Here is a 26,487-nt window from a genome sequence, read left to right on the forward strand (position 1 = left end):
CGGCCTGAGGCCGGTTCGTGACGGCCGGTGAGGTGGCGGAGTGGTCGATCGCGCACGCTTGGAAAGCGTGTTTAGGTGAAAGCCTAACGAGGGTTCGAATCCCTCTCTCACCGCCAAATTCCCTCCTTAAGTTATTGATAAACAAGGAAAAACGGGAATTCTATTTCCGTGCGCCCCAACAAATACCCCAATTTATGCGCCGGATTGGGGTGGACGCACAGCGACAGCGCTGGACGGCGAATTTACACCATCGGTGAACGCTACCAACTCGCCGGGACGATCTCTCATCGATCGAAGCGGAACGGGTCGGGGATGCGCGCTCAGGAATCGGTTCCGCCGCGTGTGAGCGGCACATCCCCAACGCGGTATCGAAGGAAGCTCGAACAGAAGGTCTCACAGATGATCGCAAATTGGCTGCGGGATGAAAACACTGGCGTGAAGTGAGCGGCCCAGTTGGTCACTGGGTAGTGCCAAAGGCGCCTCATCAAGGCGGTGACGGGAGCGTCCTCGAACGTGACTGCGTTCATAGCGTGCGCAAATGCGTTCCTCACCCTTCTCAGCCGGTGAAGTTCGCGCGCATGATCGACGCTCACGATGCCTAGGGCGAGGGCCTTGGCAATTAGCCCGTTGAAGGACGCGAGAGGCCCTCGGGTGAACATGGCGTCAAGCTCGGCTCGGCTCAGATCAGCATGATAGTGCTGTGAAATGGCACGTCTGAGGCCCGCCTCGACAGCGCTGGCCCCTGCGGTGGCGACGCGTAAATCTAGGGCCGCTGAACTGTTCTCCAGATCGCCGAGTGATAGGATTTGGTGATGCAGTGCGCCATCCGCCGGCAACTCGTGCGCAAGCCGGTTGATCTCGCGAAAAAGATCATCGTCGCTTTCGGTCAAGGGCGCGGGACCCTCGGGGTGAAACGCCAGCCGATCTCCGTCGACCCCTTATGTTGAGCGATTGTTAGCTCGATCACATCGTCCTCGGTCTCGCCTCCGCACTGTTCACAGTAGAAGCGAACCGCCAGCCCATCACGTCGCGAACTCGGATTTCCGGACACATCGGAACGGACCACCTCCGTTTTGAGGCTGGGAGGGAAGTGCGTCAGGCGGACTAACTCGGCGGCATCCTCAGCCCGCTCAAAGAATGTCACGCCGAAGTGGTGCAGGTTGTCCGCACCGCATCTCGGGCAAAGTAGATCCATCGCCGCACCCGCGTCGCGGGTTCGAATGTCCTTAGAGTTAATCATCGGAGGTCTCTCGAAGATCAGGAGGGCCATTCATACCCTCGGTCGTTCAAACCGCCCAGGGTTCACAGCGACGATGCCGAGGGGGGGCGACCTGGCGGGACTTAACCCCGGCCAGTGCTTCGGGGAGAAGGTCACCCCGCGTCGTCCGATCTATCCTTGACGATCCAGGTGCAAGGAGGCGGGGCCTGCGTTCACTCGAAGCTGCCCGTCTGAGCCCGGAGTTACAGCCTCGCTCGTCGCAAAGACGTTTGAGGCGCGGTAGTGGTACTCCGGCCCGCCGATCTCTGCGTCGGGCTTCTTCCAGGTCATGCCAAGCAAATCCGACATTGAATATCTCGCTTCTTCGCCGGACTCGATGCGTGTTGCTGACGAGCGCTGCACCTCGGCAAACTCACCTATCGCTGTGCGGTCTAGGCTTGCAATTGTTTGGAGTTCCCGAAGACGCTCTTGCAGCCTTAGCTGGATGGATCGCGAAAATGCATCGATGTGAGCCAGCACGCGATGCAGGTATCCGCGATCGTCGAGGCCGTCCCAGCTGTACACACATGTGGCCAGGCCAACTTCGCCAGAGCTGGTTTCGCCCGTGTCAAAGTCAAACTTGAAGGTCACCGTGGCCAATCTGGACGGGTAGGCGACCGGGTCTACGTGAGCTAGGAACAGATTGCGAAGATCAAGAAGGTGCGCGTGGACTTCGCGTTCGAATCCTTCTGTCCCAAGATGCTCGCGTATCGGGTAGGCCTGTGTTCGGCCGCCTGAAGGACTGCGGGCCGCGATGAAGGGGCGGCTGTAGGTTACCACGGCAGCCTTGTAGATCGCATGGCGAGGCGGCGCATTACCCAGCAAATCCCAGAGCTGATCCGCCGAGATCAGGTAAGTGAAGGCCTGCCTCAGATCCTCTAAGGCCCGAGCATCTTGCAAAACCCGCTTTCCGAGGCGTCGGGCAGGCGTCTCGATAGGCATTGAAACCGTCGCACCTTCGTTCATGAGCCGACCTCAATCGCTTTGTACCACTGAGTCCTAGCTCCGGTCGCAATCCAACCTGGTTCGGCAAATACAACGGCTCGACTGAGTTGCGGTCTAAGCGCTCGCGGCTCACCCTCGCATCTCTGCAGCCTCCCTCCCCGGTCCGATGATCAGAGTTGCGCCGTCTGGTCTCGGGCCCGCTGGTCAACCAAACGCAGCAAGTAGCGCGCCAGCAAAATCCGCCAACTCCGCCTTTTCGAGCCCTCGCCGTGTTTAGAGGCGGTTCCAGTCTAAGTGCTCCAACGGCGCAGGCGTCTTTACGTTCGGAGCAAGGCGGCTCTAGCATGGGCTGGGAGGGTTGGCTCTCGAAAGGTCAATCGGCGGGGTAAGGGTTATGAGCCAGCACGAAATCATCGAAGGCGAGTTCAAGGTGATCGCGCCAAGCGAGATCGGGTCAGATGCTAGCTACGTCGAGCCCCCGCCCGACGGGACGTGGACATTCTGGCTTGATGACTTCCCCGCGCTCGGCTCAATTGCTGTAACTTTCATTCTTGCCTACCTCGCCAAAGCGTTCCTCCTTTAGGCTTGGACGCGATATGGCCGCCCACGACCACCGGCTGAATGATGCCGTCTGATGTCATCGACGCCCCAGGCTATCGAGCTAGCCTTTGGGTTGCCGGTCGGGCAGCGAAGGCCGATATCGGCAGTCTCCACTCAAGCTTCAAAATGAAAGCCAGCTTTGACCAACTCGCCGCCCCAAACACCGCGCAGCGACCGCATCGGCGGCGGCGGGGCCGCGACGAGCGCCGGCATGCGCTTCGAGCAGCAGCTCGGCGCGCTGATCTTTTCGTGGATTTTGGCTGGCGACCGGTTCGACGCTTCCTTTTGCCTCGGCGCGGCGGCGCCAGAGTGGCTACGCTTTGAAACCGAAGCGCCGGTTGATGACCTACTCGTCAAGACGAGCGAAGGCGGCTTTGTGGCCATCCAAGCCAAGACCACCGTCAGCCTGAGTGATGACCTTGGTTCACCCTTGGGCAAGACGGTTTCCCAGTTTGTCCGCCACTGGTTCGTTTGCCAGCAAGGTGACGGCAGCATGGACTGGAACCGGCCACTGGACGCCGGCCGCGACCGGCTGGTGCTGGCGGTGGGACCTCAGGCCACGGCTCAGGTCCGCGAGGACTTATCGGCGGCGCTGCGCCTGAAGTCTCAGCCCGGCGGGGGCGTCCTCAATCAAGCCCAGCAGCGCGCCTTTAAGACGTTCGCAGGCCTGGTGGAACGGGCCTGGGCGGTGACCACCAAGAGTGAGATGGACGATCGCTTGCTACCGGATTTGGCGCAGCTCGTAACCGTCTTCACTTTCGACGTCGACCGCGGACCAGCCCTGGCCGCCGGTTCACTGGTCAAGGCCTTCGGTGCAGAAGCCGATGGGTCCAACGCCTTTGCTGCGCTGTCGGACTTGAGCGGCGCAATGATGAAGGAGCGCGGCGGCGGCGACTCGCCCACCCTGCGCCAACGCCTGGCAGCGGCAGGGATCGCTCTCGCGGCGTCCCCGGCCTATCGCACCGACATCGACGCCCTGAAACAGCATTCCCGTCGCATCGCCGAAGCGCTGGGCAGCTACGAGAAGATCGAGGTCGCCAGCGGCGCGCCGCTCACGGTGAGCCGGGATTGCCAGGGAGCGGTTGAAGCCGCTGTGCGCGGCGGCCCGCTCCTGATCATCGGCGAGCCTGGGGCCGGCAAGAGCGCCGTGCTCAACGCTTTGGCGCGCGGACTCGTGGCGTCGGGTGCCGACGTTCTGGAGCTCGCTGTCGATCGCTACTCGGTCGAGAGCATAGAAGGCCTGTCGCGCGAGCTTGGCTTGCAGCACGGACTACTGGAGGTGCTGGAGGCCTGGGACGGCCCGAACCCCGCCTATCTTGTCATCGACGCGCTCGATGCGACGCGCGGCGGTCGCGGCGAAGGCGTGTTCCGAGCCCTGATTGAACGAGTCATGGAGCTGCGCGGTCGGTGGACCGTGGTGGCCTCAATTCGCAACTTCGACCTGCGGATGGGGCAGCAGTTCCGGGCTCTCTTCAAGGGTGCGCCGCCGGAGAAGGCGCTGGCTGATCCGGCGTTCGACGGGGTGCGGCATGTCCAGGTGCCTCAGTGGTCCGAAGGCGAGTTCGACCAACTCTTGCAACAGTCGCCCGCGCTCAAGACGTGTCTCGACCGGGCGCCGCCTCGGCTGCGCGAGTTGGCCATGGTGCCATTCAACACTCGGCTGCTGAGCGAGCTGATCGCCCGCGGCGCGGTAAGCGCCCTGGACGACGTCTCGTCGCAGACGGATCTGCTCCGCCTCTACTGGGACCGCCGCGTCGGCGGTCACGGCCTGCCCGCGATGGTCTGCCTCAACACAGTGGTTCGGCTCATGGTCGAGGCGCGGGCGTTGCGCGCACCGATCCTCCAAGCGGCCAGCGAAACGCCAGCGATGATCGACACCCTGTGCCAGGACGGCGTTCTGATCGTCGTCGATGGCGACCGCTGGGTGCAGTTCCGCCACCACCTGTTGTTCGACTACGCGGCGGCGAGACTACTTCTAGAGCCTAGCGCTATCCTCAGCGGCGCGTACCGTTTCCGGAAGGCCGACGTCCTGGGGCTGATGCTGTCTCCGGCGCTCGGCTTTGTGCTGCGGGAGATTTGGGAATCCGAGACTGATCGCGCGCGATTCTGGACCGCCGTCGGCGTGCTTATCAACGATGAGGACGGCGACCCAATCATCCGCAGCACGGCGGGGCGGCTGGGCGCCGAGTTTCCGATCGCTGCGAACGATGCGCTCTGGCTCGGCGACCGCGCCGTTGCCGGGGACGCGAAGGCGCTAAAGACGCTGTCCGACATCAGCGGCGCCTTGGTCGTGCGCCTAGAAGACGAAAAGCTGGTCACGCTCGAACCCTGGGCGCATCTCGCCGCACGGCTGGCGACTGCTCCGAGCGCCGTGGTCGGAACCCTGCGGTTCCTGCTGCATAATCTCATCGAACGTCTGACCGATAGCCCGCTCCGACCGATGCTCGGGGAAGCGGCGCGCGCCTTCATGGCCCATGCGCTGACTTTGGCTGAGCCGGGGTTCACAGTACGGTCGGCGATCGGCTTCGTCATCGACACCTACACCACGGACATTTTGGCTTCGCGAGCCCTCCTGGCCCAGCTCTTCGAGCGCGACCGGCTGGACCGATTTGGACACGAGGAAGCGCCTGCCGTTTGCTACAAGATCGCCGCCGTGGGCGCGGCCGACCCCAACTTCGTCGTCGAGGTCTTCCGGGTAGTTTACGACTATCAGGTCACCGATGATCGCCCGACGCGGATCGGCAGTAGTCAGATCCTCAACCTCACGTCCCACGCCCGTCAGGACTACGGCATGGCGCGCTGGTCGCTCGGTGAATATCTGCCGACGTTCCTGGTGCAGCATCCTCGCGAGGCAGTCAGCGCCATAGTAGATGCGGTCGAAGGCTATATCGTCCGCGAACATCAGGACTCCGATGAAACCCTCGACGTCGAGCTGGAGATTGCCGGTCGAACGGTTCGCCTGAAAGAAGACCGCAGCTATGTCTGGGCGCACGATCCGGACGATCAGTACGACCGCGACGCCGAAAGTCTGATCTCGAAACTCCGGACCCGCCTTAGAGAAGCTACGGAGTCGGATGCGAGGAAACTGGCCGATCTCCTGATCGAGGAGGCTTCGCGTGCCATCTTCTGGTCGCGGCTGTTCCTCTGCGCCGTTGAACGCAACGATAGCCTGATTGATCAGCTTTGGCCGTTCGCAGCCACGGAGCCGTTCCTTGTCCTACCGGACACCCGCAAGGACGCCATCGACGTACTCGCCGCCGGCTTCACCCGGCGCACTCTGCAAGAGCGCGAAGCCTTCGAGCGGTCCGCAATGGGCTTCGACTTCGTGCGCTTTCAGTACCGAGAGGAGGCCCGCCAAGCGTTCCTAGAGCGGCTGTTCACCGCTGTCGGCCGCGAGAATCTGGTGACGGAGGGCGCCCGCAAGTTTGTTGACGACAAGCCGAACGACGAACGAGCGACGAACGAGCGCCTGTTCGTGCTCCGCTCGCACGTCGGAGCAGCAGACGACTTCCACTGGATCGAAGGGCTCGACCGCGAGGCGCCTGAAAACACCCCGCTCATCGCCGCCATCGATGCCGCCAAGGCGCTACTGCACCTCGAACCCAATCCAGATGAAACGCCCTCGGTGTCGCTGCCGGAGTTTCTGACCCGCCTCGGCGCGATCAACGCCGCACTCGTCGCTGACGCGCCTCACGTAGGCCTGCGCCGGCACGCCGAAGGCGTGATCGGCCAAGGAGTACATGTGATCGTCTCCCGCAAACTGCTGAAGTCCGAAGACGCACCACCGACCGCCGAACAAGACGCCGCCTTCATCGCTCTGCTGCGAATCGCCGCACAATCGGAAAACCCTCACATCGACGAGACTACGGAAGCTCGGTTCGAAGAGTCGGCATCTTGGGGCGGACCGGCGGCGCGGGTCGAGGCCGCGGAGGCCGCGTTCGACCTCCTTGTCCAACGGCCCGACCTCTATCCTCATCTCTTCCCGCTGGCCGAACCCTTCCTCACCGATATTCACCCCGCGGTCCGTCTAAACGCGGCAGCGCGACTCGGGCGCCTTTGGGACATTGACCGAGACCGCTTCTGGCTACTGCTCGCCGACCGTCTGGCGCACGAACCAAATCTGACGGTGGTCGAGCACGTCGTCGGCGGCTTGGTCTCGCGGCTGATCCACAACGACCAGCGTCGAAGCCTTCAGCTTCTGCTGGCGCTGTTGCAGAGGGAACCGGCAGGGTCCGACCGCGCCGCGCGCCTGCGCAAGGCACTCGCAGACAAGTTCAGCGTGCTCTGGGTGACCTACCAGTCGCCGGAGGCTAAGGCCGTTCTGGATGGGTGGCTGGTCGCGCCATGGCGTCACGCCGAGGAAGCACGGACAATCCTCTCGACCCTGCGCAGCGCCATCGTCAGTGGGATTGGCGCGACACCGGACAAGGACGCCGACTTGCGCCGGCGGGCGCAGGCGCTCATCTCCGACATCGTCGACGCAGCCAATGCGCGGCTCGCCGTGTTGATGCCAAAGCAGAACTTGGACGAGGTGGCCCTGGCGGAGGCGCGGGAATGCGCGCAGCTCATTGATAGAGCGGGCAGCGAGATGTACTTCGCAACCGGCGCGGCGGCGGGGCTGCGCGACAGCGATCCTGGCCTGGGCCATGCCGGCCTTGACGTGTTCTTCCGCGAGAACTCTGACCTACTGATGCGGATTGGCGAGTATGCGCCGCCGCATACGACATACTACCTGCTGCAACTCGTCGAGCGGCTTGTCGATGTCGATCCCGCCGGTGCCTTTGACTTGGCCGCCAACTCGCTGCGCGGCGGCCGGCGGTCCGGATACGAAAACGAGTCGCTGGGCGTCGACCTTCTGGTGCGCTTGGTTGGCGTGTTCCTCGCCGATCACAAGCATATCTTCGAGGTGCCTGCGCGCCGGGCGGCGTTGGTCGATTGCCTCGAAGTTTTCTTGGAAGCGGGCTGGCCGGCGGCGCGCCGGCTGCTCTATCGCCTACCCGAACTGATCCAGTGAACCGGCTGGAGCTGCTCAATCTGTTCAAGCAGGGGCTAGGCGACCTACTTGAGGCGGTCGAGCGGGAGCTGGCGAAGCCCCAGCGCGACCCGTTCACTGAGGTCGATCCGAACCGTCGGCCGCATGAACACGACACCCGACGGCTCTTCGTCGATGAACTGCTAAAACACCTGGGTTGGCGCCTCGGGCTTGGCGGAAATGTACTGGAGGAAGCCCGGCTTCAGGCCGACACCACCAAGTTCATGGACTACGTCGGCGTCACCGACGAGGCTGGGTCGCCGCTGCTGCTTGTCGAGGCCAAGGCCTGGGAGAAGCCGGCCATCGCTGCGCGCGGCGGCGGCCAGTTCAGCAGCGAAGCCGCGTTGGTGGTCGCGGCCATCCAGCATATCCGCGACGGCAAGGCCGCGGGCACCTCGCCGATTTCCCCTGAGTGGGACGCCTATCTGCGTCAGGTCCACGGCTATGTCCGCACACTGAGTGAGGGTTATCACCACACCTTGCCTAGAGCGGTCGTCATCAGCGGCGAGTGGCTGGTGGTTTTCGCCGATCCCGTCGAGACCTTCTTGGGCACCGCTCGGCCAGACGAAATTGCAATCTTCACCCGAGGGCAGTTCAAGGATCGGGCTGAGGAGATTTTCGGGCTTCTCCACCGCTCAGCGCTCACACAGGATGCGCCGATCCCACTGCGCCCGGCGCAGATCCGTCAATTCATCGACTTGGACAGCGTCAGCGGGGCGTTTCATGGAGTCCACGTCCACTACGAGCGGTCTGGGAGCATGCTGTTCGCTCGCCGGCCCCGCATCCTGCTCTACCCGGCGCTGTTCGTGGCGCGGAAGGACGGCGCCGTCTTCACCGTCATCGCTCGCGATGAGCATGTCGAACTAGACTACACTCGCGACGATGAGGGTACCGACACGCTAACCCCGCACCTAGAGTCGGTTCGCGCCCGCAGCGCCGATTTGCTCGCGGCCTGCGCCGCCGAACTCCAGGGCGAACTCACCCCAAGCGAACTGGGCGACTTTCCTGGCTTTCCGAACGGAGGGATGGCCAAGGCATTGGTGCGAGACCTTCCCGAGGCCAACGAATGGCTGGTAGCGACGGGCAGCGCCGAGCACTACCTTCTTGCCGAGCCGCGCGTGCAAGATTGCCGGTTTCATAGCTGGGCGGAGTGCGGCCCCGACGCCGCCCTCCAGTCGGCTATCAGCGTTCGGTCCCTAGAGCCGCGCGCGTTCTTCACCGACACGCAGCAGCATCACTGCGCGCACCAGGGCGTCTTGGATCGCCGTCACGGCCGCTGCCTCATCCAGGCCGTAGATAGCCGCACCTGCTGTCAGGCGTGCGTCTACCTCGATCACTGCTGGACCGCGGCCGAGCGAGCGGCGCTGCCCTGTGGCCAGTAGCGCATCTGCTCAGCGCTCACGGTCCTTGCCATTTAATGCTGTTGATTTCGGGCACGCGCAGCCGCCGCGCCAAGCGTATCGTGCCCGGGCGGCGGAAGCCCAGTGAGACCGCCGCTTGGTCCAGAATCACTGTGGACTTTCAAGGTCCATAGTGAGCCAGGTTTTGCCGAGGCCCACCGCCGCCTGGGCCCTCGAACGGACCTTCCCAACGGGCGAGAAGAGCCCCAGCCGACCTTTCGAAGGCCTGTCGCTGGCGCTCACCACCTTGGGCCGGCTACACTGAATGGCGAAACAATCGGCGCGGCGGATCGGCCGCACTCCTTTCGTTCCAGCCCTCGCGTGCGCGTCGCGCGCGTTATGGTCTCCAGCTAGGGCAAGCGGCTCCCCACCGGCATCACGGGCAACACCAGAGCTTCAAGCTCCTGCCCGGAAGCCGCGTGCCCGGCAACCCAATCCCGAAGGCTAACGACGTTGTGCCGGCATGGGAGATGCGCGGGGCAAGCGGGCACACCATCCTCTGCCGATGCACGCGGGCAAGCTCGATCCAAGATCGCCCGCACCGGTGTGTCGCGCGCCAAGGACACCCGCTGCGCTTCCAACCTGTACGCAATTTCCTCCCGATCAGAGCCCTGCTCCTGGAGGTTATTCACGTAGCGGTGCAATGCCTCTGGAAAGACGTTCCCCGCCCTGTCCGCCGCCTCAAGTTCGTCGGTTCGGTTGAGGAGGGCACCGATCAACCTCCTCGCCATCTCGACGATGTCGCCGGTGTGCTGAGGGATCGGAATCGTTGAGGGCCCGTCGCCGGAGATGAAATCGGCTAAGGCAACTGACGCGCGGCTCAACCCAGCGACATAGCCTCGGTGGAAATCCCCGTAGGGCTCGCGGTCTGATTGGGGGTCGATGTGGGTCATTGGTGTCTATCTTTCCAGAGGGGCGGCGTCATCTCGACGCTGCTGTTTGCCGCCACACCCACATGGATGGACGGAATTCTGTTTGGACGCCCGGCCTCCGTTCCGCTGGGCGACCTTGGCTAGAACCGAGTTTCTTTTCTCCAATTTGGTGGGTGAGCGAGGCCGAGGAAGTCGGGGGACAGGGGGACGGGAGGACCACTCTTAAGAGTGTGGTCCGGTCCGGTCCCCCAAAGAGCCCCCTGGAGGTCTTCCGGCATTGGGGGACGAATGGGCTTCCGTCCCCCTTCCGTCTGTCCCCCGAGGGATTGGCGTGGGCTTCATCGCCCGACCAACGGCCAAATCATGCCGCCCTCGACCCGCATGCGATGGGTGCTAACCAGGTGGTCGCGGCCACGGTCGAAATCAGCCTTCCGCTGGTCCTGCCACTTGCGTTTGCACGCCTTCCGGCTCGCATCGTCAGGGTATTCGCCATAGTCCGGCTCCGAAGGTCCGACCCCGATGCTGTAGGCATCGACACGAAGATCGGCGACGCAGACGCCCTTCGCGCCCTCGGCCCCCGCCGCCGTCATGGGAATGCCCTTGGCCTCGAAGATGCGGTTGAAGGCCTTCAGGATCAGGTCCGCCGTCGCCATGGCCTTGGTGGGCGAACGTCCGGTCTTCGGGCGGTCGGGCATCGCCACCTCTTCCACGGTGCAGGTCGTGATGGCGTCCCCATCCTCGTCGCGGCCAATCTCCATCTCGACCAAAGCGAACGCGAACTTGTCACCCGACGCTCCGTCCTTGACCTTGACCACCTCGCCAACCCGGACGCCTTCGGCATCCGCGCCCTCAAACATGATCAGCCCGTCCGCGTTGGCCTTGAGACCCGACCAACCTCGGACGCCACGGGTTTCATCCTTCCCGGTGTGGGCGATGACTAGGACCAGCAGGTCAAAGTCCAGGGCGAGCGTTTGGAGGGCTGCCAGGACGGGGCTCATGTCCTTCGCGCTGTTCTCGTCCGCGCCGGGGGTGGAAGCGCTGAGGGTATCGACCACCACCATGCCCAGTTCGCCCCCCTGGACGGCCATGCTGGCCCTGGTCTCGGCGATGGTGGCGCGCAGGTCCTCCACGTCGTCCTCGTCAGTGAGGTTCGGGGCTTGGCCGATGAAGGCGAGGCGACCACCCCACGTTCCGACCTTGCGGCGCAGGCCATCGATACGATTGCGGACACCGCCCGCACCCTCGCTGGCGATGTAGAGGACTCCGCAGGGTTTGGACTTTCGCCCCGCCACGGACTGCCCCCTGCAGACCCTGGCGATGGCGTTCAGGGCCCAGAACGATTTCCCTGACATGGACGCCCCGGCGACGATACAGACACCGATTGCGGGCCACAGCCCCTTCACTCGCCAGCCCAACGCAAGGGGCCGGATGCCGTCGAAGTTCTCGACCACAAACTTAGACTGGCGCGCGGTCTCGATGATCAGCGGAACACTGGCCATGGTCGCCCGCCGCTCCTGACGGCTGACCAAGCCACCCGGGGCGAGGTCATTCGCCACGGCCCAGTCGGGTAGGGCTTGAAGGGTTGGAGGAGGCGTGACGGTCGCGCGGGCGGCGAGGTTGAAATCAATCATTGGCCACCTCCATCATCAGTACGTCGTTCCAATCCTGGCCTTCAGGAGCCGCCGCCACTGCGCAGGCGCAGCGCCGGGAGGATCGCTCCACCAGCATCGCCGCAGCCTCCAACCCGGCCCTGTCACCGTCTGCGGCCACCACCAAGCGCTTGACCTCCGAGGGCGGCGTGAAGTTGCGCAGGCCGCTGGTGGAGAGGCAGGCCCACACCGCCAGCCCGGTCATTAGGCTGTACGAAAGGCCGGTCTCCAGGCCCTCGCTCAGCCCCAGGACGCCATTGACAGGGACAGGCGCGAAGCGGACTGCCGCGCCGCGCATGTCGCCGAACATCCGGCGCGGGTTTGTCATGTCCGGCTTGCCCGACCCGTCCGGCTTGATTGCGGTGACGTGCAGACCGGAGGACTTGCCGTCCGGGCCCGTCACGATGGCGACCATGGCCGTGTAGACGGCGGAGCCCTGATAACCGAGCGGCGCGGCGGCGTGGAACCGGATCGCGTCGGGGATCGGCCCGATGATGCCCCGGCCCGCAAGGTAGGTTTCCACCGGCGAGCTTTCGGCGGGCAGGGTGTCGCCCCACACCCTTTGGCAGAAAGCGAGCTTGGAGGCCCGCTCCAGGGCGGCGAGTCGCTTCCGGTCCTCCTGCGCCAACTTGGCCTCGCGGACGCTCTGTGGCTGGTCCTGAGTCTCGGGCAAGCCCAGGTAGGCGCTGACCACGCTGTGAGGCTCATTCGCGAAGGAATGATAGATCGCCCGGCCCCGATCATTGATCATGACGGACAGGGATCGATCGTGGCGCGAGTGGCCGGGCCCCGGCATCACCAACCGCCGGCCACCGTCGTAGAGATCGCCACCGAACTGCTGGTGCAGGGTGTGGAGGTTGGGAGCGGAGTTCATTCGTCACCCCCGATCCAACCCTTCTTCCGGGCATGCACCTCGACCGCCTGTAGCTCGGCAATGACGCCCGGTAGGTGTTCGACGTTGAGGCGCAGCCCATCCTTTGTCGGCGTCATAACCTCGGTTGCCGGACACATCCGATAGACACGCATGTCGAAGTGGCCGCCCGCCAGTTCGAAGCGAAGTTCGCCCACGGGACCGTTGTCCGACGTGCATGGAGCGCCCTGCGCCCACTTGGGGTTCGGGACAATTTCCCATTGTCGGGCATCTTCGCCGCCGCGCCCATGATCGGAGAACCGGATGAGGCCTTTCTTTCGGAGGCCGTTAAGGCGAGCCCTAATGGTGACGGGCTTGTAGCGGTTGATGCCGTGACGCTTGAGGGAGGCAGCGACGTCGCTGGCCGACGCCGTGCCCTGGTCGCGGATGACGCTCAGGCAGCGTTCCGCCAGCGTCGCGCCAGTATCGCTACAGGGCGCAATGGCGCGGCGGACCAGCGCTTTCTTGGCCTGCTTTATAGCCTTATCCTCGGGGCGTTCCGCGTCATTGCGAACGATATCCGAGAGCCCGCCGCGTTCCAGCGCAGCGGGTTTTCCGTTGATGGCCATGGCTCAGGCGGCTTCCTTACGGAAGCTCTCAAAGTAGCTTTCCAGGTCGGTGCGCAAGATCAGGCGACGGCCCCCGACTTTGATAGTCGGGAGCGTGCCATCCTTAATCTTGAGATAGAGGAACGAGCGCGAGACGCTCGACGCGTCGGCAGCATCGACGATGCTCATGGCGAACTTCATTAGGAACCTTTCTGACCACCAATGAATCCGGTGTGGTCCAAATAAGGTTGCCCTGACGCGCCTACTAAACCAACGACCATGCTATTTTATTTATTAGGCAAAACACTCTGTGTTTACACGGAACACGAAGTCTATGCGTTTAAACAGCACCCCGATTCTTGGCTATAATTCTCCGGTAGAGAGTCCTTGCGAAACGTAATCAGCGCTGATCACGCAGGCTCCCGGCATTGTCCAAGGTAGACCGCCCAGGCATCCATCATCTCCCGGCGCTTTTCCAATGCGTCGCCGCGCCGGTAGGCGCGTTCAGTTTGATCACCCACCGAATGCGCAAGCGCGGCTTCCGCGACCTCGCGCGGAAACGACGACACCTCACCAGACCAGTCGCGGAAGCTTGATCGGAATCCGTGAACGGTAATTTCCAGCTTCATCCTGCGAAGCAACATTTCGAAGGCCATTACCGAGAGGGGACGCCCCTTCCTCTGACCTGGGAAGATGTAGCTCTTGGGATCGATCACCCCTTGGGCATCCTTGGCGAGCGGCGCAACGGCGTCGAGAATCGCGAGCGCGCGCTCGCCTAGGGGCACGCGGTGTTCTCGACCGGCCTTCATGCGCGTCGCGGGCACGGTCCAGACCTTTTCCTTGAGGTCGATCTCTCCCCAAGTCGCGCCCATCACCTCGCCCGACCGCGCGGCGGTGAGGACAAGCAATTCGAGCCCAAGGGCTGACACCGCCTCGCGCTGCCGCAGGGCGGTGACGAAAGCGGCGACTTCGTCATAGGGCATGGCCGCGTGATGGCCGCGTGTGAGCTTCTGCCTCTTGGGGAGCAGGTGGTCTAGGTGGCCCCGCCAGCGGGCAGGGTTCTCCCCGGCACGGTGGCCCTGCGCCTTCGCCGCGTCGAGAACTCGCTCAATGCGTCCGCGAAGCCGGGAGGCTGTCTCCGGCTTCTCCAGCCAAAGCACCTTCAACACGTCGAGCACGGCTGCCGTGTCTACATCGTCAACACGCATCGCACGCAGCGGAGCCGCATAGGTCTTCAGGGTCATCGACCACTGGTCCTGATGCTTCTCGTTTCGCCACTGAGGCTTCATACTTTCGACGAAGGCATCGGCTGCTTCGCCAAAGGTCGGCTTGGCGCGATCCGCCTTGGCTTGGGCCGCACGCTCATCAATGGGGTTCTTACCGTCATTGCGGACCTCCTGGGCGTCACGCGCCCTCTTCCGCGCCTCCGCCAGTAGGACGCCCGGAAAGCCGCCCAGGCCCATCTCCCTTAGCTTTCCTTCCCACCGGAACAGGAAGACCCAGCGCTTCGCGCCCGGCTTATCGCCTTCGCCCTTATCCACCACGAGATAGAGATTGCTGCCATCAGCATGCCGCCCCGCCTTCGTCAGGGCTTTGATGGTGAGGCTATCGAGCCGCTTCTCTTGCCTACGCGCCAAATGACCACCCCAACAAAAACCCCAACATTGTTAGGGTATGGTCATGGATGCCTCTGGACGGTCAAGGACGGATGCCGCACCATTCCCCTAGTAGACAACGTTTTTTGGAACTTTATCGGACACCTTAGCAAAGTAGTATGGCGGTCTCTCTCACCGCCAAAAACTCCTCGATAAAACGAGATGTTACGGGCGACGCAGGGTGCCGCCTTGGCGCGTCGGGGTCCGCCCCGACGATCGAGCCAGGTCTCAGCGCGACATCCGGCGCCTGTGCGAAACGCGCCAAGAAGCGCGCCACGACACGGGAGACAGCGCCACCCGTAGGGGATCATCCGCCAGCTGCCGGTTGAGCTCCACTCGGACGACGCTCCTACCACCAAGACTTCCGGTCAGGAGATCACGTCGTTCGGCACGGCTTAGCGGCGACGGCTCGAACAGGCGGTCGCAGGGCAGCATGTCCTCGGGAAATTCCTTGGGTACGATCTCACCGGTGGCGAGTCCGGCGAGGAAATCGGTGAGGCCGCAGTCGAACGCCTCATAGTGCCCCATGCCTCGATCCCAGACCACGACGCCCCAGTCGTCGGGCAGGCCACCCGATCGGCGTCCGCGTGATCGAGTTCTATCCCCCCAACCGCCCCTGGCTCTCCAGCAGCCGGGCCTCCAGCGGCCCGCGCCAGCCGTCCGCCGCCGCGCCCCGCAGCATGAGGGCGTAACCGTAGCGGATGGTGGGCGCCAGGCGCTCGGGCGCCAAGTCCCCCACCACCCAGTCCAGCATGGCCGAGCGGAACAGCAGGTCGAGCTGGCGCAGCAGCAGGTCGCGGTCGATGGCCGGCGCCAGCGCCCCGGCGTCGCCGGCCGCGTCGACCAGGCCGCGCCAGAAGGCGTCGCGCTTGCGGTTGTAGATCTCGCCGCGCACGTCGTCGTCCTGGGTGTCGAACACCGCCGCCCACAGGGTCCGGTAGAAGGACGGATCGTCCACATAGAAGCCCACCGACATGTCGATGGCGGTGAAGATCCGCTCCAGGGGATCGGAGGAGGTCAGGTGGCTGAACCGGTCGTGGAACTCCCGCACGTCGTCCAGCAGGGCCAGCACGATGGCGCGCTTGGAGCCGAACAGGTTGTAGGGGGTGGCCAGGCTGACCCCGGCCCGGGTCGCCAGCGCCCGCATCGACAGACCCGCATTGCCGGTCTCCCGGATCAGGTCGCGGGCGGCGTGGATGATGCGGCCGCGGCGCTCGGCCTTGCCGGCCTCCCGGCGGCCCAGCGGCGCCTCTGGTCGCGGCCCGGCGGCCGCCTCTGGTCTCGACACGCCGCTCTCCGCGTCAGGACGCCCCGGCGGCGCCCCTTCGACGCCTGACATAGCGGGCCGGGGCCGGCCGCGCCAGAAGACTATAACACGATCTGTTTTTGTGCGAAGCTTCGCAGGTCGCGCGGAAAGCGCGGCCTTGGGGCGTATGCGGCGGGAGGCGGCATGGCTCGAACCTTATCGCCCCGGGTGACGCAGGGTCCGGCGCCGGACGCGCTCGCGCCGCGCAAGCTGCCGCGCCAGGCCCGCTCCCGGGCCACCTTCAACGCCATCGTCGACGCCTGCAGCCAGGTCCTGGCCAGCGGCTCCTACGAGACCCTCACCACCAACTCCATCTCCGAGCGGGCCGGCGTCAGCATCGGCACCCTCTACGAGTACTTCCCCAACCGGGAGGCGATCGTCGCGGCCCTGGTGGAGGAGACCTGCCGGCGGCTGGTGCTGCGGATGGAGCGCGCCGTGGACGAGGCGGCCGCCATGCCGGCCTTCGAGGGGATGGAGCACCTGCTGGGCGCCGGCATCGAGACCCTGGGCCTGCAGCAGAACACCCTCAAGGTGCTGCTCCGCGACGCCCCCTTCGTCCCCCAGCTGCCCGCCTTCCGCCAGGCCCGCGAGACCCTCACCGGCCTGTGCCAGGACATCCGCCTGGCCTCGGCCAGCCGGCTGACCCTGCCCCAGCCCGAGCGGGACACCTGGCTGATCTCCCAGATGCTGTTCGGCGCCATGCTGGAGATCGCCTTCCTGCCGGGGCCCGAGGCCGAGCGCGCCGCCCTGCGCCGGGAACTGGCCCATCTCACCTTCCGCATGGCCCTGGCCCGCGACCCGCGCCCGGAGGAAATGGCCCACGGCGGCGGGCGAAATCCGAGTCTGGCGACCCCCGCGCGTCGCCGCCGCCCCGCCGAGCGGCCCGCGCCCTATCTATAACGCGTTATGCGCTTTGGGTTTGCGCACGGCGCCCGCCCCCGGCCGCCCGCCGCCCAAACCCGAGTAGTCGCGCCGCGCGGGCGGGACCCATACTTCCTCGGGGGCTCGCCGACGCGGGCGACCGGACGAGTGGTCCCGGCGACACCAGGTGATCCCCGCACAAAAATACCCGAGGCGAGCAAACGCCCGGGCGGGGAGGACAACGAATGCACATCACTTCGCGTCTGCGGAGCCTGCTGGCGCTGGGCGTCAGCGCGGGCGCCCTCATCACCGCGTCCCAGGCCCTAGCCCAGGCCAGGCCGCCCGCCGGGAACGCCCCCAACGTCATTTCCGAACTGGTGGTCACCGCCCAGCGGCGGGAGGAGAGCATCCAGGACGTGCCCATCGCGGTCTCGGCCTTCTCCGGCGACAGCCTGAAGAACCAGCGCATCGAGACCGGCCAGGACCTGCTGCAGGCGGTCCCCAACGTCAACTTCTCCCGCGGCAATTTCGGCGGCTACAACTTCCAGATCCGCGGCATCGGCACCAAGCTGGTGGCCACCAGCGCCGATGCGGCCATCGGCATCCACGAGAACAACGTCCCGCTGACCGCCAACACCCTGGCCGACGCGGAGTTCTACGACGTGGCCCGGGTCGAGGTGCTGCGCGGGCCCCAGGGCACCCAGTTCGGCCGCAACACCACCGGCGGCCTGGTGAACGTCATCACCAACCAGCCCAGCGACGTCTTCGGCGCCCGGATCAGCGGCGATGTCGGCAACTACGCCACCCGCCGCGTCAACGGCATGGTCAACCTGCCCCTGCCCGCCAACTTCGCCCTGCGGGTGGCCGGCGCCTATCTCAAGCGTGACGGCTTCTACGACAACCTGGTCACCGGCCACGACGTCGACGACCGCGACCTGTGGTCGGCGCGGGCCACCCTGGCCTGGGCGCCCAGCGACCGCCTGCACGCCTATTTCATGTGGGAGCGGTTCCGCGAGAACGACAATCGCCTCCGCGTGGGCAAGCAGCTCTGCGTCAAGGATCCCGGCCCCACCACCATCGGCGGGGTCCCCACCAACACCTCGCCGGCCACCAGCACCCAGAACTATTTCAGCCAGGGCTGCAAACTGGCCAGCCTGCGCGGCCCCGACGCCCTGCAGGAGATCAACAGCGCCGTCACCCTGGGCGGCGGCCTCGGCGTGGCGTCCGGCCTGATCAACGGCGACGCCTATGCCGGCAAGCTGCAGAACCCCGACCTGCGCAAGATCGAGAGCGTGTTCGACCCCCTCTACCGCAACGACGCCGACGTCTATCAGCTCAACCTCACCTACCACCTGACCGACGCCCTGGAGCTCAGCTACACCGGCGCCTATTCGGAGAACGAGGGCTTCACGGAGGCCGACTACAACCGGGCGGTCCCCACCGGCACGCTGAACCCCAACGTCTTCGGCGGCCTGCTGACGGACTCCCAGGGCTACTTCAACGATCCCCAGGTCGGCCGCCGCAACCAGTTCACCACCATCGACTTCTCCGGCGGGACCAGCACGCAGCGCAGCCATGAGCTGCGGGTGCAGAGCGCCTTCGACGGCCCGGTCAACTTCTCGGCCGGCGTCTCCGACCTGAAGTTCAAGACCCAGACCGACTACTTCGTCACCTCCAACACCCTGACGGCCCTGTCGGAGTTCATCAACCTGATCACCCCGGGCTGTCCGCAGACCGGGGCGCTCAACCGGCCCGACTGCATCTATGTCGATCCCTCGGCGATCCCGGACGGCTCGGGGGGCAACTATTTCGACAGCCGCACGGGCTACCAGATCTCGTCCCAGGCGGCCTTCGGCGAGGTCTACTGGAACATCACCGACGACCTGAAGCTCACCACTGGCCTGCGCTACACCGTCGACCGCAAGCGGGCCCAGCCCTACCAGCCGCGCCTGCTCACCGCCGGGATCGGCCAGGCGCCGCTCGCCATCCAGACCGTGCACTTCAAGGAGACGACGGGGCGGGTGAACCTGGAATGGTCGCCGGACCTGTCCTTCACCGACAAGACCCTGCTCTATGCGTCCTATGCGCGGGGCTACAAGGGCGGCGGCTTCAACCCGCCCCAGTCGCCAGGCCAGGAGCTGTTCCCCAAGACCTATGAGCCGGAGTTCATCGACGCCGTCGAGGTGGGGGCCAAGAACACCCTGCTGGACGGCCGCCTGATCCTGAACGGGACCCTGTTCCACTACAGCTACAAGGGCTACCAGGTCTCCTCGATCATCCAGCGGACCTCGGTCAATGTGAACATCGACGCCAAGCTCTGGGGCGCCGAGCTGGAGGGCATCTGGGAGCCGATCCCCAAGCTGCGCTTCAACACCAGCCTGGGCTTCCTGCACACCGAGCTGGGGAACAACCAGTCCCTGGACCTGATGAACCTGACCCAGGGCGATCCCAGCCTGTCGGTGGTGCGCAACGGCCTGAGCTACGCCATGTGCGTCGCCCCGGTGGCCCAGCTCGCCCGCCTGCAGCAACTGGTGAACGCCGGCGTCCTGCCCGCCGCGGCGGTGACCGGCTCGCTGTTCGCGCCCTCCCTGCTGCCGGGGGTCTGCAACGGCGGCTTCGCCCCGGGCACGCCGACGGCCACCGCGCTCGGCTTCTCGGTCACCCCCAGCGCCGGCGTGCCGGCCCGGCTGGAGGGCAACGAGCTGCCCAACTCGCCGCACATGACCGCGGCGCTGGGGGCGCAATACCAATGGGAGCTGGACGGTGGCTGGCAGGTCACGCCGCGGGTGGACTTCTACTATCAGGGCAAGAGCTACGCCCGGATCTTCAACGCCATCAATGACCGGCTGGAGTCCTACACCAACACCAACCTCTCGGTGCTGGTGGCCAAGCCCGACTGGGGCCTGCAGGTGCAGTTCTACGTCAAGAACCTCACCGACGAGACGGTGATCACCGACCAGTACCAGACCGACGACACCTCGGGCCTGTTCACCAACATCTTCATGACCGAGCCGCGCACCTACGGCGTCTCCATCACCAAGGAGTTCTGAGACCGGCGCGTTCTGAGACCGGGGAGGCCTCCCGACCCGACTCTGCTGGCCGTCCGGGGGATGCAGATCCGCCGGACGGCCTTTTTCTTGGCCGGAGGGCGGAGAGGGTCTCTAGCCGGCCGCGGCGCTCGGGGCGTCGCTGCGGGCGTAGCGCTGGCTGACCCGGCGCAGGCCCTCCAGGATCGCCTTGGTGCCATTGCTGTCCTTGCCCGCCTCGGTGTGCAGCAGCAGGCGGAAGGCGCGCAGGTGGACGGCCACGGCGTTGGGGTCCCACTTCTCCTGGGTCTTGAGATAGTCCACCAGGTCGGCGAGGCTCACCAGGGCCGTGTCGATGGGGGCCAGGTCACAGGCGGTGGGCACGCCGATGGCGGCGCTGGCGATGGCGTACAGCTCCTCGGCCACCTTGGGATCGTACTCGCCGTTGGCGCGGTTGGCGCACAGCTCGGCCTGGTCGAGCGTCACCCGCAGCTCGTCGAGGCACTCGGCCCGCAGACTGGCCAGCCCGGCGCCGGCGCGCTTGACGGCGTCGGCCACCGGAAGGCCGCCGGGGGTGCGCAGCAGCTTGGCCAGCCGCACCACGGGGACATGGATCTTTACCGTGCTCAAAGTGTCACCCGCCGTGTCTTCAGCATGCCGTCAATGCTGTCCTGTTCCATGTTGGGCGAGCTCGCCTCGCCGACGTCGCCCACCAGATCGTCCCGCCGGCGCCCGACCTTGCCGGCCGGCACGCCCTCGTTCTTGAAGCGCCGATCGGGCCCCATATAACTGTCGCACTCCACGAACCGGCGACCCTCGCGGGCGATCCACAGGATGCGCTCCAGCACGGTGATGGGGGTCAGCGGCTTGGTCATGACGAAATGGGCGCCGCAATCGCGCGCCTTCGACACCGCCCCGCCGGGGGTGTGGCCCGCGGTCAGCAGCACCGGCACATAGCAGTTGGGTTCGATCCGCGAGCGGCGCAGCCAGCTCACGAAGTCATAGCCCGCGCCGCCGGCGCCCAGGGCGTCGGCCACCACCAGGTCCAGCTCGACCTTGCCGACGATGCCCTGCGCCTCTTCCACGGTCTCGGCGCGGTGCAACACCTTGGCGCCGAAGCCGGTGAGGATCTGCACCAGGATGTTCATGCCCATGACCGATTCCTCGAGAACGAGCACCGAGGCGCGTTCGAGGTTGAACCGGGCGCGGGAATCCGGGCTGAGACCCATTCTGCATGCAACGTGCGGCCGGGCGGGCGAACCTGCCTGGGACCGCAGCGATCCTTCATTCCGACGCGTTTCGCGACCCCGCCAGTCTGGCCGGAGAGGGTTAAGAACATCTTCCGCTGTGCGAGGTGCGACAGGCGGTCACAGAGCGCCGCACGCGCCGGAAACCGGTTCTACTTCAGGCTGTTGCGCTCTACCGCCCCGGCCGCAGATAGAGGGGGTTGGTCAGCAGGATCAGCCGCCCGTCGGCCCCCCTCAGGTCCACCCGCAGCCAGCCGGGTTTCCCGTCGCTCACCAGGTCGAAGACCCGGGTCTCGTCGTCCCCGGCCAGGTCCGGATGGGTCAGGGTCGCCCGGCCCGCCGCGCCGCCCGCCAGGCTCAGCCGCCCTCCGGCCCCGCCCCGCACATGGACGCTGACCTGCACCGTCGCTCCCGCCGGCGCGGACAGGACGTCCCCCATCTCGGCCCTCTGGCCGAGCGCCTCGCCGGTCACCTCGATCAGCCGGTCGCGCGATCCGGTGACGTCGATGAAGACGTGGCCCGCGCGGATCGCCGCCAGGATCGCCGCCTGCGACTTGGCCGCCGCGTGGACCACCGTCGTCGGCATGCCGACGGCTGGCGCCTTGGCGGGGTCGAGGGTGGCGTCGTGATTGTCCGAGCCGCCGATGGCGGTGATCCGCCAGCCTTCGTTCAGCCGCGCCTCCCAGAAGGGAACGCCCGAGAACGGCCCCTCGGCCTTGCCGCCGATCAGGGCCATGCCGCCACCGTTCACCGCCTCCATGGCCGCGATCCGGCCATAGGGCGTGTCGGCCACGCTCCAGCCGCAGCCCATGCAGGCCTCGCCCGAGGGCAGGGCCGGGTGGTTGATGGAAACCAGGCCGCCGGCCGCCTCCACCTGGTCGAGGATCTTCGCGAGTTTCGGCGCCCGCGGGCTCCCGAGCTGGAAGTCGATGGGCCCGGTCGGCCCGAAGACATTGGCGTGGCCCTGGAAGGTGGTGATCTCGCGGCCCGGGATCAGCACCAGGTCGTCGAAATAGGGGGCCAGCTCGCGTAAAGCCCCGTTCTGGGAGGTGGCGTTGTGGTCGGTGACGCTGACGAAATCGAGCCCCCGCGCCGAGGCCGCCTCCAGGGTCTTGAACACCGGACAGGGAACCCGGACCCCGGCGCGCGACAGGCAGGTCCCGTCGGAATGGCCGGTGTGCAGGTGCAGGTCGCCGCGATACCAGCCCAGCCCGCCGGTCGCGGTCGACAGGCTGGCGGCCTGCGAGAACCAGATCTTCGCGCTATAGGCCGCGCTCGCGCCTTTGCGGATATTGGGCGCCCCCAGCACCAGCTTCCAGGTCCCCGGCGGCAGCGGCCCCGGCAGATAGGAGGGCGTCGCCTCGGCCTCGCTGACCGTGAAGCTGCTCTTGTTCCCCCCGCTCCACCCCCGGAACCGCTGCGGGTCCCGCAAGCCCAGGTCGATCGTCGCCTTCTGCTCGCGCCCCGAATAGTCGAACACCACGGTGATCCGCGTCACCCCGGCGGGGACCTTGAAGGGGATTTCCCGATAGGTCTGGTGATCGGCGCCGGTCAGGGTTCCGGTGAGGGTGAGGTCCTGCGCCAGGGCTGATCCGCCGAACAGCAGCGCCGTCAGGAACACCAGGATGTGGAAGCTGCGCCGCATGTGGAATTCATAGCGCAGCAACACCCCCCGGTGTCATCCCGGAAAGCCCGCAGGGCTTGTCCGGGACCCATATGCGCGGAGGTTTCAGGATAGATCGGTGTTTCTGGGTCCCGGTCTTCCGCTACGCGGAAACCGGGATGACACTCCGGCTTTGCCCCACCCCCCGCAGCAAAACGCCCTCCCCGGTCTTCCGGGAAGGGCGAAAATGCTGCACCTCATGCTGCGCAGCATGGAGTGCGGTAAGTCGTTGAAACGAAACTAGGCTTCGTTTCCGAAGATCACCGTGCCGGCGGCGGCGAACATGCCGCCGACGCCCTGGCAGACGCTGATCTTGGCGTCCTTCACCTGGGCCGCCGCGGTGCCACGCATCTGCCGCACGCTCTCCTGCAGGGCGTACATCCCGTACATGCCCGAGTGCATGTAGGAGAGGCCACCGCCGTTGGTGTTCATGGGCAGCTTGCCGCCGATGGCGGTGTTGCGCTCGCGCACGAAGTCCTTGGCCTCGCCGGGCTTGCAGAAGCCCAGGTCCTCAAGGCCGTAGAGCGGCAGGTGGGCGAAGGCGTCGTAGATCATCAGGTGATCGACGTCGGCGTGCTTGATGCCCGCCTCGTCGAAGGCCTTCTTGCCCGAGACGCGGAACGCCTTGGAGGTGTTGAAGTCCTCCATCTGGCTGACCATCGGGGTCTCGACGCTTTCCCCGGTGCCCAGCACGAAGACCGGCTTGTTGGGGAAGTCCTTGGCCCGGTCGGCGCTGGTGAGGATCAGAGCCCCGCCGCCGTCGGTGACCAGGCAGCACATCAGCATCCGGAACGGCCAGGCGATCATCGGCGAGTTCAGCACGTCGTCGACGGTGATCGGGTCCTTGAAGGACGAGCGCGGGTTGAGCGCCGCCCATTCCCGCTGGACCACGGCGACCATGGCCAGGTCCTCCTCCGTCACGCCATAGGTCTTCATGTAGCGAAGCACCGGGATCGTGAACATGGTGGGGGGGCTGGTGACGCCGTAGGGCATCTCGAACTGGCCCATCAGCGAGCTGGCGTTGCGGCCGAAACCGCCGGCGCCGACGCGCGAACGCCCCGATTCCCCGTGGGTGATCAGGATGGTCTTGGCCAGGCCCTCATTGATGGCGGCCGCGGCGTGGCGGACGTGCAGCATGAAGGAGCAGCCGCCGACGCTGGTGCCGTCGGCATAGGTGGGGGTGATGCCCAGGTACTGGGCCAGTTCGACGGGGCTGACCCCGGCGGTGGCGACGCCGTCGATGTCCGAGGGCTTCAGGCCCGCGTCCTTCATGGCGTTGAGGGCGGCGTCGGCGTGCAGGCCGATCACCGACATGTCCGGGATCTTGCCCATGCGGGTGGTTTCAGCGGCCCCGACGACCGCGACTGATTTGGGTTTCATGTGCGGTCTCAGCCCTTCGCCGGTTCGAACAGGGGAAGGGAAATGTCGTCGGTTTGCTTCTCGAACTTCACCTGGACCTTCATGTCCAGCTGCAGGGCTTCCGGCGTCTGCGGGCAGCCCACGATGTTGGTCATCAGGCGCGGACCCTCATCGAGCTCCACCACGGCGATGGAGTGCGGCTCGGTCCCCATGTCGGGGCGCGGCCGGTGGTTGATGACGTAGGAATAGAGGAAGCCCTTGCCGCTGGCGGCATAGACCTCGACGTCCCGCGAGCCGCACTTCGGACAGAAGGGGCGCGGGGGGAAATAGCTGTGGGTGCATTCGGTGCAGCGCTGCAGACGCAGCTCGCCGTCCTTGCAACCCTCCCAGAAATGCCGGGTTTCCGGCGTGGGTTCGGGCAACATTCGAGCCATATGAAAAATCGTCCCCAATCAAATTCGATGAGTCTTGGCCCTCAAAACGAGGGCGGTGCAGCAAACCCGAGGTTGGCCCGCTTGTCGATTGGTAACGTAGCGGGAACTAGGCTGCCAGGCCGTTCCGTTCCGCTTCCGAGGCCCCTCCCGTGGAAGACCCCTTCGATCTCGCCCGCTTCGTCCAGGCCCAGGACCCGGTCATCGAGACCGTGCTGGCCGAGCTGAAACAGGGCCGCAAGCTGACCCACTGGATGTGGTTCGTCTTCCCCCAGGTGGCCGGCCTGGGCCGCAGCCCGACGGCGCAGTTCTTCGCCATCTCCAGCCTGGCCGAGGCCCGCGCCTACCTGGCCCACCCGGTGCTGGGGCCCCGGCTGCTGGTCTGCACGCGCCGCGTCCTGGCCGTCGACGGCCGCTCGGCCAGCCAGATCTTCGGCCAGCCCGACGACCTGAAGTTCCGCTCCTGCATGACCCTGTTCCTCAAGGCCAGCGCCGACGGCGAACCCTTCCGCAGCGCGCTCGCCCGCTACTTCGGCGGGGCCTCGGACCCGGAGACGGTGCGTCTGCTCTCGCCTCCCGCGCCCACGGGATAGGAATTGTCCTGACCCGACCGGTCCGAAAGGCGATAAACCGATCGGATGCCTGGAAGCGTCATCACCCGATACGGATGGACCGGCCCGCTGGCCGAGGCCTTCGCGCCATACGCCGAGGCCGGCCACACGCCCGCCCGCGTCATCGCCCAGCATCGCGACGGCTATCTGGTCGCCACCGACGAGGGCGAGCTGCGCGCCAACCTGTCGGGCCGCCTGCATCACGAGGCCCGGGAGGCCGACCCGCCGGCCGTCGGCGACTGGGTGGCCCTGGCCCTGAACCCCGCCGACGGCGCGGCGGTCATCGAGGCGGTCCTGCCCCGGCGCACGGTGCTCACCCGGCGCGCCGCCGACAGCCTGGGAAAGCTGCAGGTGATCGCCGCCAATATCGACGTCGTCTTCGTCGTCAGCTCGATGAACGCCGACCTCAATCCGCGCCGGATCGAGCGCTATCTCGCCGCCGCCTGGCAGAGCGGGGCCCGGCCGGTGGTGGTGCTGACCAAGTCGGACCTCAGCGCCGATCCGGAAGGTGAAGCCGCCGGGATCGTCGCCCTGGCGGACGGCGCGCCGGTTCTGCTGGTCTCGGCGCGTGAGGGCGCGGGTCTCCAGGCCCTGCTCGCCCAGGTCACGCCGGGCGAGGTCTGCGTGCTGATCGGCTCGTCGGGGGTGGGCAAGTCCACCCTGGTCAACGCCTTCCTGGGCGAGGACCGCATGACCATCGCCGCCATCCGCGAAGCCGACGACCAGGGCCGCCACACCACCAGCAGCCGGCAGCTGGTCCTGCTTCCGGGCGGAGCCCTGCTGCTCGACACGCCCGGCATCCGCGAGGTGGGGCTGATCGACGCCGAGGAGGGCGTGAGCGAGGTCTTCGACGACATCGAGAGTCTGGCCGGGGACTGCAAGTTCAACGACTGCGGCCACAGCCACGAGCCCGGCTGCGCGATCCAGGCGGCCCTGCGGAGCGGCGCCCTCGACCCCGGCCGCTGGGCCAACTTCCAGAAGCTTGGCGTCGAACTGGCGGCGGTGGAACAGAAGGCCGAGCGGATCGCCAAGGCGGCCGAGCGCCGCCAGTCCGCCGCCCTGTCGAAGACCTACCGCGCCACCAAGCGCGACCACCGGGGCGGCGCCGACTGAT

General features: G+C 66.1%; 23 protein-coding genes and 1 tRNA gene. 8 read left to right on the forward strand and 16 right to left on the reverse strand.

What is annotated here, in order from left to right; genetic code table 11:
- Positions 1-26 precede the first annotated feature (26 nt).
- Positions 27-116 (forward strand) — tRNA-Ser (locus tag ACO06I_RS13245).
- A gap of 204 nt (positions 117-320) precedes the next feature.
- Here ACO06I_RS13245 and ACO06I_RS13250 read toward each other — a convergent pair.
- The 3 genes from ACO06I_RS13250 to ACO06I_RS13260 form a co-directional block, all read right to left on the reverse strand.
- Positions 321-890 carry a hypothetical protein gene (locus ACO06I_RS13250; protein ID WP_421933032.1) on the reverse strand — a complete coding sequence of 190 codons (570 nt, stop codon included), beginning with the start codon at positions 888-890 and terminating at the stop codon, positions 321-323.
- Positions 887-1,270: a hypothetical protein gene (locus ACO06I_RS13255; RefSeq protein WP_421933033.1), complete on the reverse strand. Its 384-nt coding sequence runs from the start codon at positions 1,268-1,270 to the stop codon at positions 887-889. Before ACO06I_RS13255 ends, ACO06I_RS13250 begins: the two co-directional genes overlap by 4 nt.
- A 120-nt stretch (positions 1,271-1,390) precedes the next feature.
- Positions 1,391-2,224 carry a hypothetical protein gene (locus tag ACO06I_RS13260; RefSeq protein WP_421933034.1) on the reverse strand — a complete coding sequence of 278 codons (834 nt, stop codon included), beginning with the start codon at positions 2,222-2,224 and terminating at the stop codon, positions 1,391-1,393.
- A 373-nt stretch (positions 2,225-2,597) separates the two neighbouring features.
- On the opposite strand from ACO06I_RS13260, the gene ACO06I_RS13265 reads away from it, so the two are divergent.
- The 3 genes from ACO06I_RS13265 to ACO06I_RS13275 all read left to right on the forward strand — a co-directional run bounded on the left by ACO06I_RS13265 (position 2,598) and on the right by ACO06I_RS13275 (position 9,217).
- Positions 2,598-2,786 carry a hypothetical protein gene (locus ACO06I_RS13265; RefSeq protein ID WP_421933035.1) on the forward strand — a complete coding sequence of 63 codons (189 nt, stop codon included), beginning with the start codon at positions 2,598-2,600 and terminating at the stop codon, positions 2,784-2,786.
- A gap of 156 nt (positions 2,787-2,942) precedes the next feature.
- Positions 2,943-7,817, forward strand: a complete 4,875-nt coding sequence (locus ACO06I_RS13270) for a hypothetical protein (RefSeq protein WP_421933036.1) — start codon at positions 2,943-2,945, stop codon at positions 7,815-7,817.
- Complete coding sequence (locus ACO06I_RS13275) at positions 7,814-9,217, forward strand: hypothetical protein (RefSeq protein WP_421933037.1); 1,404 nt, start codon at positions 7,814-7,816, stop codon at positions 9,215-9,217. Before ACO06I_RS13270 ends, ACO06I_RS13275 begins: the two co-directional genes overlap by 4 nt.
- A 368-nt stretch (positions 9,218-9,585) precedes the next feature.
- On the opposite strand, the gene ACO06I_RS13280 is transcribed toward ACO06I_RS13275, so the two are convergent.
- The 8 genes from ACO06I_RS13280 to ACO06I_RS13315 form a co-directional block, all read right to left on the reverse strand.
- Entirely contained in the window at positions 9,586-10,128 is a 543-nt protein-coding gene (locus ACO06I_RS13280) for a hypothetical protein (protein ID WP_421933038.1), read from the reverse strand.
- Positions 10,129-10,445: 317 nt separating this feature from the next.
- The gene (locus tag ACO06I_RS13285) at positions 10,446-11,738 is read right to left on the reverse strand and encodes an AAA family ATPase (protein ID WP_421933039.1); all 1,293 of its coding nucleotides are present in this window, start codon (positions 11,736-11,738) and stop codon (positions 10,446-10,448) included.
- Entirely contained in the window at positions 11,731-12,630 is a 900-nt protein-coding gene (locus ACO06I_RS13290; protein ID WP_421933040.1) for a DUF7146 domain-containing protein, read from the reverse strand. Before ACO06I_RS13290 ends, ACO06I_RS13285 begins: the two co-directional genes overlap by 8 nt.
- On the reverse strand, positions 12,627-13,235 hold the full coding sequence (locus tag ACO06I_RS13295; protein ID WP_421933041.1) for a hypothetical protein: 609 nt from the start codon (positions 13,233-13,235) through the stop codon (positions 12,627-12,629). Before ACO06I_RS13295 ends, ACO06I_RS13290 begins: the two co-directional genes overlap by 4 nt.
- 3 nt (positions 13,236-13,238) lie before the next feature.
- Complete coding sequence (locus ACO06I_RS13300; RefSeq protein WP_421933042.1) at positions 13,239-13,403, reverse strand: helix-turn-helix domain-containing protein; 165 nt, start codon at positions 13,401-13,403, stop codon at positions 13,239-13,241.
- A 221-nt stretch (positions 13,404-13,624) separates the two neighbouring features.
- Positions 13,625-14,851: a tyrosine-type recombinase/integrase gene (locus tag ACO06I_RS13305; protein WP_421933043.1), complete on the reverse strand. Its 1,227-nt coding sequence runs from the start codon at positions 14,849-14,851 to the stop codon at positions 13,625-13,627.
- Between the two features lie 246 nt (positions 14,852-15,097).
- Positions 15,098-15,397: a hypothetical protein gene (locus tag ACO06I_RS13310; RefSeq protein WP_421933044.1), complete on the reverse strand. Its 300-nt coding sequence runs from the start codon at positions 15,395-15,397 to the stop codon at positions 15,098-15,100.
- A 70-nt stretch (positions 15,398-15,467) separates the two neighbouring features.
- Positions 15,468-16,157 carry a TetR/AcrR family transcriptional regulator gene (locus ACO06I_RS13315; RefSeq protein ID WP_421933045.1) on the reverse strand — a complete coding sequence of 230 codons (690 nt, stop codon included), beginning with the start codon at positions 16,155-16,157 and terminating at the stop codon, positions 15,468-15,470.
- A gap of 162 nt (positions 16,158-16,319) precedes the next feature.
- On the opposite strand from ACO06I_RS13315, the gene ACO06I_RS13320 reads away from it, so the two are divergent.
- Both ACO06I_RS13320 and ACO06I_RS13325 read left to right on the forward strand, forming a co-directional pair.
- Positions 16,320-17,075 (forward strand): TetR/AcrR family transcriptional regulator, encoded by a 756-nt coding sequence (locus ACO06I_RS13320; protein ID WP_421933046.1) that lies wholly within the window; start codon positions 16,320-16,322, stop codon positions 17,073-17,075.
- Between the two features lie 206 nt (positions 17,076-17,281).
- Positions 17,282-20,086: a TonB-dependent receptor gene (locus ACO06I_RS13325; protein ID WP_421933047.1), complete on the forward strand. Its 2,805-nt coding sequence runs from the start codon at positions 17,282-17,284 to the stop codon at positions 20,084-20,086.
- Between the two features lie 111 nt (positions 20,087-20,197).
- On the opposite strand, the gene ACO06I_RS13330 is transcribed toward ACO06I_RS13325, so the two are convergent.
- The 5 genes from ACO06I_RS13330 to ACO06I_RS13350 form a co-directional block, all read right to left on the reverse strand.
- Positions 20,198-20,692: a hypothetical protein gene (locus tag ACO06I_RS13330; protein ID WP_421933048.1), complete on the reverse strand. Its 495-nt coding sequence runs from the start codon at positions 20,690-20,692 to the stop codon at positions 20,198-20,200.
- Positions 20,689-21,291, reverse strand: coding sequence for a response regulator (locus tag ACO06I_RS13335; protein ID WP_421933049.1), 603 nt, complete (start codon positions 21,289-21,291; stop codon positions 20,689-20,691). Before ACO06I_RS13335 ends, ACO06I_RS13330 begins: the two co-directional genes overlap by 4 nt.
- Before the next feature lie 190 nt (positions 21,292-21,481).
- Positions 21,482-22,978 carry a CehA/McbA family metallohydrolase gene (locus ACO06I_RS13340; RefSeq protein ID WP_421933050.1) on the reverse strand — a complete coding sequence of 499 codons (1,497 nt, stop codon included), beginning with the start codon at positions 22,976-22,978 and terminating at the stop codon, positions 21,482-21,484.
- A 234-nt stretch (positions 22,979-23,212) separates the two neighbouring features.
- On the reverse strand, positions 23,213-24,352 hold the full coding sequence (locus ACO06I_RS13345) for a thiolase C-terminal domain-containing protein (protein WP_421933051.1): 1,140 nt from the start codon (positions 24,350-24,352) through the stop codon (positions 23,213-23,215).
- 8 nt (positions 24,353-24,360) lie between these two features.
- Positions 24,361-24,765 (reverse strand): Zn-ribbon domain-containing OB-fold protein, encoded by a 405-nt coding sequence (locus ACO06I_RS13350; protein WP_304829655.1) that lies wholly within the window; start codon positions 24,763-24,765, stop codon positions 24,361-24,363.
- Positions 24,766-24,914: 149 nt separating this feature from the next.
- On the opposite strand from ACO06I_RS13350, the gene ACO06I_RS13355 reads away from it, so the two are divergent.
- A complete protein-coding gene (locus tag ACO06I_RS13355) occupies positions 24,915-25,355 on the forward strand; it encodes a DUF1810 domain-containing protein (RefSeq protein WP_421933052.1) in 441 nt (146 codons plus the stop codon).
- 45 nt (positions 25,356-25,400) lie between these two features.
- Positions 25,401-26,486: a ribosome small subunit-dependent GTPase A gene (rsgA, locus tag ACO06I_RS13360; protein ID WP_421933053.1), complete on the forward strand. Its 1,086-nt coding sequence runs from the start codon at positions 25,401-25,403 to the stop codon at positions 26,484-26,486.
- Position 26,487 lies beyond the last annotated feature (1 nt).

Origin of the sequence: Phenylobacterium sp. (assembly GCF_965229015.1) — a bacterium.
Taxonomy (GTDB): domain Bacteria; phylum Pseudomonadota; class Alphaproteobacteria; order Caulobacterales; family Caulobacteraceae; genus Phenylobacterium.